At 58.0% G+C, this 12,957-nt stretch carries 8 protein-coding genes; 4 read left to right on the top strand and 4 right to left on the bottom strand.

The features are described 5' to 3' along the window. Positions 1–139: 139 nt before the first annotated feature. From coaE to uvrB, 3 genes are read left to right on the top strand one after another with little or no spacing between them, the layout of a single operon-like run. Complete coding sequence (coaE, locus tag DW754_RS09405; RefSeq protein ID WP_117759575.1) at positions 140–781, top strand: dephospho-CoA kinase; 642 nt, start codon at positions 140–142, stop codon at positions 779–781. Continuing rightward, positions 774–1,355 (top strand): lytic transglycosylase domain-containing protein, encoded by a 582-nt coding sequence (locus tag DW754_RS09410; RefSeq protein WP_117759573.1) that lies wholly within the window; start codon positions 774–776, stop codon positions 1,353–1,355. Before coaE ends, DW754_RS09410 begins: the two co-directional genes overlap by 8 nt. A gap of 51 nt (positions 1,356–1,406) precedes the next feature. After that, positions 1,407–3,647 (top strand): excinuclease ABC subunit UvrB, encoded by a 2,241-nt coding sequence (gene uvrB, locus DW754_RS09415; protein WP_117640771.1) that lies wholly within the window; start codon positions 1,407–1,409, stop codon positions 3,645–3,647. 65 nt (positions 3,648–3,712) lie between these two features. Here the strand turns inward: uvrB and DW754_RS09420 are convergent, their stop codons facing one another. The 4 genes from DW754_RS09420 to DW754_RS09435 form a co-directional block, all read right to left on the bottom strand. Then, positions 3,713–5,353: an NAD(P)/FAD-dependent oxidoreductase gene (locus tag DW754_RS09420; RefSeq protein ID WP_117759571.1), complete on the bottom strand. Its 1,641-nt coding sequence runs from the start codon at positions 5,351–5,353 to the stop codon at positions 3,713–3,715. A gap of 79 nt (positions 5,354–5,432) precedes the next feature. After that, positions 5,433–6,704, bottom strand: a complete 1,272-nt coding sequence (locus DW754_RS09425; RefSeq protein WP_117759569.1) for an NAD(P)/FAD-dependent oxidoreductase — start codon at positions 6,702–6,704, stop codon at positions 5,433–5,435. Next, positions 6,705–7,535, bottom strand: a complete 831-nt coding sequence (locus DW754_RS09430) for an Mrp/NBP35 family ATP-binding protein (protein WP_022094864.1) — start codon at positions 7,533–7,535, stop codon at positions 6,705–6,707. 145 nt (positions 7,536–7,680) lie between these two features. Continuing rightward, a complete protein-coding gene (locus tag DW754_RS09435) occupies positions 7,681–9,834 on the bottom strand; it encodes an LTA synthase family protein (RefSeq protein WP_158561648.1) in 2,154 nt (717 codons plus the stop codon). A 193-nt stretch (positions 9,835–10,027) separates the two neighbouring features. Between DW754_RS09435 and uvrA the strand changes: the two genes are divergently transcribed. Beyond that, positions 10,028–12,907 (top strand): excinuclease ABC subunit UvrA, encoded by a 2,880-nt coding sequence (gene uvrA, locus DW754_RS09440; protein WP_117759565.1) that lies wholly within the window; start codon positions 10,028–10,030, stop codon positions 12,905–12,907. Positions 12,908–12,957 lie beyond the last annotated feature (50 nt).

The raw sequence follows: 12,957 nt of genomic DNA on the forward strand, positions 1-12,957 counted from the left end.
TCCCCCTTTTTTGCGTTTTATAGAGAGCTGTAATACAAGAACTCGCCTTCTCTTAGCTTGTCTTACTGTTTGGCTGTATTTTGAGTCCTTCTTTTGTATTTGCGCGATAATAACTCCCATTGGCGTTAGGGAGGACTTGATGTTTACCGTTTTTGTCTTGGGCAATATTGCTTCGGGTAAGTCGACTGCCTGCCGCTATCTCGAATCTCATGGCGCCATGCTTATCGATCTGGACGAACTTGCCAAATCGCTGTATGTGCCAGGCTCCGATATCGTCAATGCCCTCGCGGAAGAATTTGGCTGGGATATTTTGGACGAGGAGGGCGGCGTTCGCCGTAACATACTCGCTTCTCGAGCTTTTGTTTCTCCTGATGCGGTCGCGAGGCTCAATAGCATTGTGCACCCCGTTCTCATTGAGCAGCTGTCACTGAGGATTCTTGATCCGGTTTGCTGCACGGTTTCTTCCCCCCGTTACCCCTTTGCGGTGGTCGAGGTTTCTGCCCCGACTGGTTTTGAGGATGGATTTGGCTTGGCTGATGAAATTCTGGTCATCAGCGCCCCTTTGTCAGTTCGTCGCAAGCGTGCTATTCAGCGTGGCATGGAGCCATCTGATTTCGATGCCCGTTCTGCTTGCCAGCCCGATGAGTCTGCGCTGTGCAATCTCGCTACAACGGTGATTGATAATACCGCAGGTGATAATTCGCTCTTTGAGCAGCTTGACTCATGGCTTGCATGCCATGGGTTTATAGACACTGCGAATCAGGAGGATGCCGATGCCTAAGACACGTTTCTTTGCGTGGTATCGCCTTATACCGCTGGCTGCCGTTTTTGCCTTCGGCCTTATTTCGCTCGTCTACTCGTATGCTCCTGCCGCCTTCTTTAAGCCTTTGTATCCAATTGACTACGAGGCGTATGTAAAGCAATCGAGTATTTCGCATAATCTGGATCCGTATCTGGTGTGCGCTGTCATTAAGTCGGAATCGAATTGGGATCCCGAGGCTGAGTCGAATCAGGGTGCTCAGGGATTGATGCAGCTGATGCCCGAGACTGCCCAGGATATGATCGCCAAGGGTCTTGTCGACGGTGGGGAGTATTCGGCCGACAACCTTAACGATCCGGCTACGAATATCGAGTTTGGCTGTGCGTACCTCTCGTATCTCTTAACGTATTTCAACGGGTCGACGGATAGCGCTATTGCCGCCTATAACGCCGGCATGGGCAATGTCGACGGATGGGCGCAGCAAAGTACGTCGCTGCACAATGCAATCACCTTTCCCGAGACGCAGGCGTATCTGATTCGCGTCAATAATGCCTGGGTTCGCTATAAGACCCTCTATCCCGATCGGTTCGTATAGGACTATGCCTGCCGCCTGCGTATACTGCAGATATATGAGTTAGGAGTATCCATGGCGGAATTTGAAGTAGAACGCGTTGGCGGTGAACTTAAGCGCTTTGGCGTTGAGGGCGCTGAGGTGCCGTTTGAAGTCGTTTCTCCCTATGAGCCTGCAGGTTCTCAGCCTAAGGCCATTGAGTCGCTTGTGCAGGGTGTGAGGGACGGAGATCGCTATCAGGTTTTGCTGGGCGTGACTGGTTCGGGCAAGACCTTCACGATGGCTAAGACTATTGAGGCCCTGGGGAAGCCGACGCTGGTCATGGCTCCCAATAAAACGCTCGCCGCTCAGCTTGCGAGCGAGCTCAAAGAGTTCTTTCCCAACAACGCTGTGGTCTACTTTGTCTCGTACTACGACTACTATCAGCCCGAGGCGTATGTGCCGCAAAGCGATACATATATCGAGAAAGACTCCTCGATTAACGAAGAGGTCGAGATGCTGCGCCATCAGGCGACCGCATCGCTGCTATCTCGACGCGATGTGATCGTTGTCGCATCAGTCTCGTGTATCTATGGCATTGGCTCTCCTGAGGACTATGCGGGTCTGGCTCCAAACGTCGACAAGAAGGTGCCGCTCGAGCGCGATGACTTTATCCATGCGCTTATCGACATTCAATATGATCGCAATGACTATGACCTGGCGCGCGGCACGTTCCGCGTGCGCGGTGATGTCGTCGACGTGTATCCGCCTTATGCCGAGCATCCGTTGCGGTTTGAGTTCTTTGGTGACGAGGTCGAGCTGATTGCCGAGATCGATGAGGTTACCGGAGAGATGCTTCGTGAGTACGAGGCCATCCCCGTATGGCCGGCCTCGCATTACGTGACCGAGAAGCCAAAGGTCAAGGCCGCTCTGAAATCAATCAGTGAAGAGTGCGAGAAGCGTGTGGCCGAGCTCAAGGCGACTGATAAGTTGCTCGAGGCACAGCGTCTGCAGCAGCGTACCGACTATGATCTCGAGATGCTCGAAACGATGGGCTTTTGCAACGGCATCGAGAACTACTCGCGTCATCTGGACGGGCGTAAGCCGGGTGAGCCGCCGTTTACCCTGATCGATTACTTTCCTAAGGACATGCTCTGCATCATCGATGAGAGCCATGTGACGGTGCCGCAGATTCGCGGTATGCACGAAGGTGACCGCTCGCGTAAGGTAACGCTGGTGGAACACGGTTTTCGCCTGCCCTCGGCACTCGATAATCGCCCGCTTCGTTTCGATGAGTTTGAGGCAAGGATACCCCAGTTTATCTATGTTTCGGCCACACCGGGCGACTACGAGCTGCGGGTGAGCCAAAACGACGTGGAGCAGATTATTCGTCCGACCGGTCTGCTCGACCCCAAGATCGATGTGCGTCCGGTTCGTGGGCAGATTGACGATCTTGAGGACGAGATTCGCGAGCGCGTTGCCCGCAAGGAGCGCGTGCTGGTGACCACGCTCACCAAGCGCATGGCCGAGGACCTGACCGACCATCTGCTTGATGCCGGCATTAAGGTCAATTACATGCACTCCGATACAGCGACGATGGACCGTGTCGAGATCCTGCGAACGCTGCGCGAGGGAAAGATTGATGTTCTCGTTGGCATCAACCTGCTTCGCGAGGGCTTGGATCTCCCCGAGGTCTCACTGGTGGCAATTCTCGATGCCGATAAGGAAGGCTTCTTGCGCAACCGCCGTTCGCTGATTCAGACGATTGGCCGCGCGGCCCGTAACGCCGATGGCGAAGTCATCATGTATGCAGACGTTGTGACCGATTCGATGAAAGAGGCCATCGAGGAGACGCAGCGCCGCCGCGAGATTCAGATGGCATATAACGAAGAACATGGCATTGTGCCCAAGACGGTGCGCAAGGCCATCAACGACATCTCAAGTTTTATTGCCGAGGCCGAAAAAACCGTGGGTTCCAAGGGACGCTCGAAGGGCGACTCTCTTGGCCATGGCGCATTCTATACGCCCGATGAGTTGGGCGAGGGTGGCGTGCCGGAAACAGTGGCGCCCGAGCAGACACTTGCGGAGCAGTTGGAAGAACTGCCGCATGACGAGCTCGTGCGGATCGTCGAAACCATGGAAGAGGATATGCGTAACGCTTCTGCCGCCATGGACTTTGAGGAGGCGGCGCGCCTGCGCGATGCCGTCGTTCAGATTCGGGCGATGCTCGAGGGTGCGTCTGAGGACGAGACGATCGAGCGCTTACGTTCGCAGGCCCGCAAGGGTTCCACGTTCGCATCGGGCAGAAAACGCCAGGGTGCACGGTTTAAGAAATAGTGAACAGGCCCCGAGTTCCCTGTGGAGCTTGGGGCCTGTGTCTTTTGCGCGCTGGAATTCGTGCGTTAGAGGTCTGCGATCAGGGCTTCGGCACAACGGATGCCGTCGGTGGCCGCGCTCATGATGCCGCCGGCATATCCAGCTCCCTCACCACAAGGGTAGAGGCCCGGGGTCGACACGGCATGGCACGTTCGGTCTCGGGTGACAGTGACCGGTGAGCTCGAACGAGTCTCCACGCCGGTAAGAACGGCATCGGGGCAGTCGTAGCCGCGTAGCTTTTTTCCGAGTAGGGGAAGTCCCAGGCGGAGCGACTCGATGATATGCTGCGGCAGGGCTTCGTCAATTGCCGTCCAGGTCACACCGAGCGGATAGGTGGGCTTTACCTTTCCGGGCGCCTTACTGGCGCGTCCTGCGAGGAAATCTCCGACGAGCTGTGCTGGTGCGTTCCAGTTGGAACCGCCCAGGCGATAGGCGGCCGCCTCGCAGGCACGCTGGAGCTCGATGCCGGCGAGCGGGTCATTGTTGGGAAGGTCCTCAGGCGTGACGTTAACGAGCAGGGCGGCATTTGCGTTGCGTCCGTCGCGGGCATTGAGACTGGCCCCGTTGACGCACAGATGGCCCTGCTCGGAAGAGGCGGCGACAACCTGCCCGCCGGGGCACATGCAAAACGAGAACACGCTGCGGCCGTTGGGAAGATGGGCAACAAGTTTGTAGGGGGCCGCCCCGAGCGCTGGATGTCCCGCCGAGGCTCCATATTGGGCTCGGTCGATGTCGCGTTGCGGATGCTCGATGCGAACGCCCATGGCAAAGGTCTTTTGTGCGAGGGCCACGTTGTGGTCCTTAAGGAGCTCAAAAATATCGCGAGCAGAATGCCCGCAGGCGAGGATGAGGTGCTTTGTCTCGATTGACTCGTAAGCGGCGTCTTGGGACGATTGGACATCAATGCCGGTGATGGCGCCAGACGCGTCGATGCGAATGTCGACGAGCTTCGTTCGATAACGGACGACACCTCCGAGCTGCTCGATGCGCTGGGATATAGCGGTGACAACCTTGGGAAGGATGTCGGAGCCAATGTGCGGCTTGGCATCCCACAGAATATCGCGGGGCGCACCCGCCTCGACGAAGGTTTCGAGGATAAGACGATGGGCGGGATTTTTTGTTCCCGTATTGAGCTTGCCGTCCGAGAAGGTCCCCGCGCCGCCCAGACCAAACTGGATATTGCTCTCGGGGTCGAGGATGCGCTCCTTTAGAAAGAGGTCGATCGCCCGCGAGCGGCGAAATGCCGGGTCGCCGCGCTCGATGAGCAAGGGCTTAAGACCTGCTTCGGCGAGCGTAAGCGCAGCGAAAAGGCCGGCGCATCCGGCGCCGACAACGACAGGGCGTTCTTGAGGTGCGTCGGAGGCGGGGGAGGGGAATGAAGGCTCATAGTCTTCTATCGCGCGTACGCGCGAGCGGTCACGCTCGGCAACGCTGTCGATCGCTTCTCGCTCGAGGTGGGGACTAGTCAGCTCAACACGAAAGCTCAGGATAAAATGGACGTCTCGTTTTTTGCGAGCGTCGATTGACTTGCGGTGGAGCTCGATGGACTTGATCTCGGAGTCTTTGCAACGCAGGACGCGTTTGACGACTCGCTTGCCAACGATGAGGCAGGCTTTTTCGTCGCCGGCCTCATCGAGCGACGCGTGGACTTGGGTGATTTCGATCATCGAGGTCTCCTTAGATGCAAAAAAGAGGCCGCTCGGTGTCCCAGACGGCCCGAATGCGTTTTGATTATAGACTGCGCGGCTATAGGCTGCTTGCAGCGCGAATACCCGAGATCCAAGCCCACGCAAGGTTGAAACCGCCGCAATCGGCATCGATGTCGAGCGCCTCGCCACAGATGTAAAGTGGGGCGCCTGCCGCGTTGCTCACGCAGAGGTTGGGAGCTGAGACACTCTCGATGGGCACGCCGCCGCGCGTGACCTGGGCCGAACGCTCCTCTGTCGTTCCCTCGACGAGCAGCTTAAAATGCTTGAGGATTGAGACCAGATGGATGGCGTCGTACGACCCGGGGTGGCACTGTTCGAATGCGGTGCAGACAACGTGAGAGAACTGCGGGGCGAGCATGCCGTCGAGCCAGCGGGGATCGCGGGGTGAAAAGCCGCCGAGCAACTCAACTCGCTGGTTGAGCATATCGAGCAACTCGTCTTTGGAGAGGTCGGGGAAAACGTCGAGCAGAATCGTGTCGCCGCACTGGACGCGACGGGAGAGGTTAAAGGCGGCAACGCCCGAGATGCCAAAGGTTCGGAAGAGCACTTCGCCGTCTTCGCGCCAGAGCCCCTCGTGATTGCGGGTGAGCGTCAAACGGGCGCGGACGCGCAGGCCATCCAGTGTCTTGAGCGCAGTCCGGTCGCCGAAGACCGATGCCGACACAGGGCAGAGGACGGGGTGCTGCGGGGTGAGGGAAAGATCGAACGTCTTTGCGATACCGGTGGGGTTGCCGCCCGTAGCGATAATTACGGCATGTGCCTGCAGGGCCTCGTTCTTGCGAGGGACATCGGCGAGCGCCTTCCGAAGCGAGCGGAGCTCCGATTTTCGGTCGTCGTGCTTTTTTGCCTTGAGCGCCCGCGCTGGACGGTCTATTTGGAGTGCCCAGCCTTCGGAAGCTTTGTGCGCCGTGGCAACGTTGGCTCCGCAGATTAAGGTGATACCTAGGCGGTCGCAAACGTTGAGAAGCGCGTCGCGCACCGATTCGGCGCGAAGGGAGCGCGGGTACAGCCGGCCTTCCTCGGAGGTTGTCATGATGCCCAGCGAGGAGAAGAAACCCATAAGCTCTTGTTCGGGCTGGGGGCCCATGACGGATTCGACGAATGCGGGGTGGTTATACCGCTGAGGATCAATCGATTCGTTGGAGAGGTTGCAACGGCCGTTACCGGTCGCAAGGAGCTTGAGGCCGCAGGCGACATCGCGCTCAACGATGCAGACGCTTTTGCCAGCGCGTGCGGCCGTAATGGCGGCGGCGAGGCCTGAAGCCCCGCCGCCGATTACCAAGACGTCATAGAGGGCGCTCGCGTTCACTTAGGCCTCGTCGGTCTCGTGCGGGGTAATAGCCTCGACGGCAGAGACTGCCTTGGGCAACATGCCATCGGGCAGCGCGGTCTCGACCTCGCCCTTATCGCAGGCCTCGGCGAGTGCCGGATTAATGGGAAGCTGGCCCAAGATGTCGAGGTTATAGCGCTCTGCGACCTCGGGGAGCTTGCTCTTGCCAAAGACCTCGATCTTCTTGCCGCAGTCAGGGCACTCAATATAGCTCATGTTCTCGACAATGCCCAGAATGGGGACGTTCATCTTCTCGGCCATGTTGACCGCCTTGGCGACGATCATCGAGACCAGATCCTGCGGGCTCGTGACAATGACGATGCCGTCGACCGGCAGCGACTGGAAGACGGTGAGCGCGACGTCGCCTGTTCCCGGAGGCATGTCGACCAGTAGGTAGTCGATGGGGCCCCACGAGGTCTCGCTCCAGAACTGCCTAATGGCGCCTGCGATGACCGGACCGCGCCAAAGGACGGGGTCGGTCTCGTTTTGGAGCAGCAGGTTGGAGCTCATGACCTTGACGCCGTGCTCGGAGATTTCGGGCAGCATAAGGTTGCCAAGGGCATGGACGTGGCGTCCACTCATACCGAACATCTTGGGGATAGAGGGACCGGTGATGTCGGCATCGAGGACGCCGACCTTGTGGCCGTGACGGGCAAGCTCGGTGGCGATGGCACCGGTGACAAACGACTTGCCGACACCGCCCTTGCCGGAAAGCACGGCGATGACGCGCTTGACCTCGGACAGCGTGTTCTCCTCAAATTGCGACGGCGACGTTTGTCCGCCGGCGGCCTGTGCGTGTTCGCAACCCATGTATGACTCCTTTGTATATGCTGGGGCCGGGGCCCCGCGATGTGACACGAGCGTCATTGTACCCTCGTTTGCGAGCGGGAGTCATTTGCGATGCGTTTGGGCCGAGCGTGCTTGCAATACGATGGGCCCAAGCGAATGGGCGGGCTTACTGAACTTTGCTGGCGAACTCGAGGTATTGCATGCGCTGCAGCTTGTCGATCGTCGAGGCGTAGGGGCTGTCTTCCGATTCCAAGTCGTAGCGCAGCCCGTCGGCACCGAGATAGCCGGCGACATTGATGGTGGGCACATCTGACCTTGTCGCAAGCAGGGCCTTTTGGTAATTGGTGAGCGGGGCGCCGATCTTATTAAGGGTAATGGCTGCAATCTCGTTTGCCCCGACGGTGTCGTAGACGTTGAGCTCGGTATTGCCGGCGATCTCATAGTTAGCCCAGACGAGATATGTCGACTGATAGATACGGAAAGCGTGGCTTGCCGTATCTTCCTGAGGGCACAGCTCGTCGTTGAGAGTCGTTGCGGCGCTCGGCTGATGGTCGCCAAAAAAGACAAGAACAACCGGTCTGCCGATGTTGCGGAGCTCGTTGATAAAGTACTCGAGGTCCCGGTCGGATGCGTTGATGCAGGTGAGATAGGTGTTGAGCGCGCTGTTGGCGCCTTCGCTGGCTCCCTCGACCCAATAGTTTGTCAGCTCTTCGGCGGGAACGGTGCCATAGTCGTAGCCGCCGTGATTTTGCATCGTGACGTCAAAGATGAACTGCGGCGCTTCGTCGGTTCTAAGCAGGTCGAGTATCTTGTCGTAGGTGACGTAGTCGCATACGCCGGCATGGTAATAGGGCGCACCTTCGAAATCGCCGATTGAAAGAAAGTCTCCAAAGCCCAGCTGCTGATAGATTTTATCTCGATGGTAGTTGACGGGGTTTTGCGGGTGCATAGCGGTAGTGGTATACCCAAGCTCTTTAAGGTCCTTTGCCAGGCTGTTTACGCCATTCATCTGATACAGCTGATAGGGGATCTTGCCTAATCCGACAAAGGCCGTTGTCGCTCCGGTCAAAAATTCGAATTCGGAGTTCGCCGTTCCGCCACCGGCGACCGAAGCGAGCATGGTGCCGCGAACAAGTGTGTCGGGAAGCGAGTTGTAGAATGCGGGGCCGGTGTACCCGGCCGCCTGGAGCTGCTCAAAGCACGAAAGGTCGCTAAAACTCTCATTCATGACGGCAACAATCGTCGGCTTGATTTCATTGAACTGGGCAACGGCCGCCGCGCGCTGCTCGCTCGAGCCATATGTGCTGTCGTAGGCGGCGGCGAGCTCCTGCTCGATGCTCTGCGCCTCATCGGGCGTATAGTCTTCGGGCTTCTCAATGGGCAACTCGTTGACCATTTCGGTGAACGAAGTGATAAAACCCTGAGACGCATACGTGGTGATGGGCTGCCAACGGTCAAATCCAAAATCCAGCGCCTGCTCCAAGTCGATGTTGGAAAAGCCTGAGAGCCCCACAACGGTCACTAGCAGAAAAGCACAGAGGTTAGCGGCGATAGCGGGGAAGACATGGGTGGGCGTACGGAGCTTTCGCGGTCGGATGAGCGAAAGAAGCCCCAGGGAAATCTCCAGCAGGGCGAGAGAAGTTACGATTCCGGCGGTAAAGGTAAACTCGTATCCCTCGCTCACTTCCATTGCGGTGCCAAGGGCCAAGATATCGCTTGGCAGGATGGCTTCGCCTTTAAACGTTATGACGAAGTGCTCGGCAATGCCAAGGATGCAGCAGACGACGGGCACGAGAGCCATGACGCCTCCATGACGCTGTCCCAGCAAATAAAGGGAGAGCAGAACCGTCGCGAGCAGCCCGACGGAAAACCCGAATGAGTTGGCGGGAATGCGATAGAACGTTTCGTTGCAGGCAATTTCGAGTGAAACGAACGAGAGCGCTGAAACAGCGGCGATGACAAGGATGTCACGGCAAATACAGGCAACCGTTCCCGTCGCAAGGTCGGTTTGGTCGATAAGTCCCGAAACCAAGGGCTCGACAAGAAGCATGACGGCGGCAGCACCGAGCGCCGAATAAGAAAGGACCCATAGGGAGCTGCCCTCATTTACGAGCAATTGATTCGTAACCCATGCAGCTACCACGCCGAGCGGGATGAGGAGCGTCGCGCACCAAAAGACGCGGGCAATGGGTGGCTTTTCGTTGCGTTTGATTGAAAAATACACGCGCACGACGACGGCGGCCACGATAAGGACGGCGATGAATATGGGCAGATTGGCCATGTCGCTCGAAGTGATTTCAAGGGGGATATCTTCGGTCATGGACGTTCCTCTGGTACAGCAAATTAAGTTCAGTATTAGATTACTGTAACCTTTCCACGGCATTTCGAGAAACAAAGCGCCCGATACGCAAAGCTAAAGGTCTGCGAATCTTGTATTACGAACATCTGTGCGCGTCGAGTGCGCTAAACTCATCGGCAGTATGATTCGATGCAATAGGAGGCAAGGAGCTTCCATGTCTGATTCTTCTATCGTTATTCGCGGCGCCCGTGAGCACAACCTCCGTGATATCGATGTTTCCATTCCGCGTGACCAACTCGTGGTCATTACCGGTCTTTCTGGCTCGGGCAAGAGTTCGCTGGCATTTGACACTATCTATGCCGAGGGCCAGCGTCGATACGTCGAGAGTCTTTCGAGCTATGCGCGCCAGTTCTTGGGACAGATGGACAAACCCGACTTGGATTCAATCGACGGCCTTTCGCCGGCGGTGTCGATCGACCAAAAGACGACGTCTAAAAACCCTCGCTCGACGGTTGGCACCGTAACCGAGATTTATGACTATCTGCGCCTGCTGTTCGCCCGTGTGGGCACCCCGCACTGTCCCGAATGCGGCCGTGTCATTGAGCGCCAGACGACCGACCAGGTTGCCGACAAGGTCTTGACGGCGGGGGAGGGCCGCCGCGCGTTTGTGCTGGCACCGGTGGTGCGCGGGCGAAAAGGCGAGTACACCAAACTGTTTGAGGATCTTCGCGCCGAGGGCTTTAGCCGCGTGCGTGTCGACGGTGAAGTGCGCTCGCTCGACGATCCGATCGATCTGGACAAGAAGTTCAAGCACGATATCGAGGTCGTGGTCGACCGCATCGTGATCCGTGAGAACTCTCTGGGCCGTATCGCCGAGTCTGTTGAGCAGGCGACCGTGCTGGCGCACGGCAATGTGAACGTATACTTGCTGCCCGACCGCGACGCTCCCGAGGGGACCGAAGGCGAGTTGCTGGAGTATTCGCTGGCGTTAGCGTGCCCGGAGCATGGGCACTCCATCGATGACCTGCAGCCGCGTGATTTCTCGTTCAACGCGCCCTATGGCGCGTGCCCAGAGTGCGATGGCCTGGGCCTTAAGAAGACGGTCGATGCCGAGGCCCTAATCGAAGACCCCTCGAAGTCGATCGCCGACGGGGTCTTTGGCAGCCTGTTTGGCAACTCTAACTACTATCCACAGATTTTCGCTGCGGTCTGCAAACACTTTAAGGTGAGCGTCGATACGCCGTGGGAGGATCTGCCTCCGCGGGTGCGTCGCGCGTTTTTAGACGGCATGGGCGACCAGAAGATTTCGGTCGACTATCAAAAGCTCGATGGGCGCCGCAGCCAGTGGGACACCAAGTTCTCGGGCGTGCGCAATATCCTGTACGAGCGCTATACCGAGACGACGAATGAGAACACCAAGGCGCGCTTGGAGAAGTACATCCGCGAGGAGCCGTGCTCGAGCTGCCACGGCGCTCGTTTGCGCCCCGAGATGCTCGCCGTCACCGTGGGCGGCAAGTCCATTTACGAGGTCTGCTGCCTATCGTGCCGTGAGTCGCTCGAGTTTTTTGAGGGCCTGGAACTCACCGAGCGCCAACAGTTTATCGGCGGGCGCATCGTCAAGGAAATCCTGGAGCGCTTGCGTTTTCTGGTCGATGTCGGACTCGACTATCTGACCCTCGATCGTGCCTCGGCGACGCTTTCCGGAGGCGAGGCCCAGCGCATTCGCCTGGCAACGCAGATCGGCGCCGGCCTCATGGGTGTCCTGTACATTTTGGACGAGCCATCGATTGGCCTCCATCAGCGCGATAACGAGCGCCTGATCAAGACGCTTGAGCGCCTACGCGATATCGGCAATACCGTCATCGTCGTCGAGCATGATGAGGATACGATTCGTGCTGCCGACTATGTGATCGACATGGGCCCCGGCGCGGGCGTGAACGGCGGACACGTAGTCGCGGCGGGAACGCCTGCCGATATCATGGCGTGTCCCGAGTCGATGACGGGCGCTTATCTGACCGGCAAACGAATGATCCGGGTTCCCGATGAACGCCGCAAGCCCGGTCGCGGCTGCCTTAAGATCACGGGCGCCCGCGCCAACAACCTCAAAAACGTTACCGCCAAGATCGAGTTTGGTACGCTTACGGTCGTTACCGGCGTGTCGGGATCGGGTAAGAGCTCCCTGGTTACCGACACTATCGCACCTGCCCTTACGAATGCCATTCACCGTTCGACGCGCCCTGTGGGTCCGTATAAGAAAATCGAGGGCATCGAGTGTATCGATAAGGTTATCGATATCGACCAGTCGCCGATTGGCCGCACGCCGCGTTCCAACCCTGCTACGTACATTGGCCTGTGGGATGATCTTCGCGCGCTGTTTGCGAGTACGCCGGAGTCGAAGGCGCGCGGCTACTCGCCGGGACGTTTCTCCTTTAACGTGAGCGGCGGTCGCTGCGAAGCATGCAAGGGCGACGGACAAATTAAGATCGAGATGCACTTCCTTCCCGATATCTATGTCCCCTGTGAGGTCTGCGGCGGCAAACGCTATAACCGCGAGACGCTTGAGGTCACCTACCGTGGTAAGACTATCTCGGACGTGCTCGACATGAGCGTCACCGAGGCACTGGCCTTCTTTGGGAATATCCCGCAGATTAAGCGCAAGCTCCAGACGCTGTACGATGTAGGCTTGGGCTACGTGAGCCTGGGCCAGCCCGCTACGACGCTCTCGGGCGGCGAGGCGCAGCGTGTGAAGCTCGCCAAGGAGCTTCATCGACGCCAGACGGGCAAGACGTTCTATATTTTGGATGAGCCGACGACCGGCCTTCATTTTGAGGACGTCCGCCAGCTGCTCGATGTGCTGCAGCGCTTGGTCGATGCGGGCAACACGGTGCTGGTGATTGAACACAACCTTGATGTCATCAAGGTTGCCGACCGCCTGATCGATATGGGCCCCGAGGGCGGTAACGGCGGCGGAACCGTCGTGGTTTCGGGCACACCGGAGCAGGTTGCGGACTGTCCGCAGAGTTATACGGGCAAGTTTTTGGCGCCGTTGCTCAGGCGTGACCGGGAGCGTCAGGCTCAACTTGATGCTCAATAAATAGGCGATTCAGTTTATGGGCGCCATCGACTCCTTGTGATTCGATGGCG

Origin of the sequence: Collinsella sp. AM29-10AC, from assembly GCF_003469085.1 — a bacterium.
GTDB lineage: Bacteria > Actinomycetota > Coriobacteriia > Coriobacteriales > Coriobacteriaceae > Collinsella.

Coding starts and splice junctions, on each gene's coding strand:
- coaE (WP_117759575.1), top strand. CDS start 140: ATGTTTACCGTTTTTGTCTTGGGCAATATTGCTTCGGGTAAGTCGACT.
- DW754_RS09410 (WP_117759573.1), top strand. CDS start 774: ATGCCTAAGACACGTTTCTTTGCGTGGTATCGCCTTATACCGCTGGCT.
- uvrB (WP_117640771.1), top strand. CDS start 1,407: ATGGCGGAATTTGAAGTAGAACGCGTTGGCGGTGAACTTAAGCGCTTT.
- DW754_RS09420 (WP_117759571.1), bottom strand. CDS start 5,353: ATGATCGAAATCACCCAAGTCCACGCGTCGCTCGATGAGGCCGGCGAC.
- DW754_RS09430 (WP_022094864.1), bottom strand. CDS start 7,535: ATGGGTTGCGAACACGCACAGGCCGCCGGCGGACAAACGTCGCCGTCG.
- DW754_RS09435 (WP_158561648.1), bottom strand. CDS start 9,834: ATGACCGAAGATATCCCCCTTGAAATCACTTCGAGCGACATGGCCAAT.
- uvrA (WP_117759565.1), top strand. CDS start 10,028: ATGTCTGATTCTTCTATCGTTATTCGCGGCGCCCGTGAGCACAACCTC.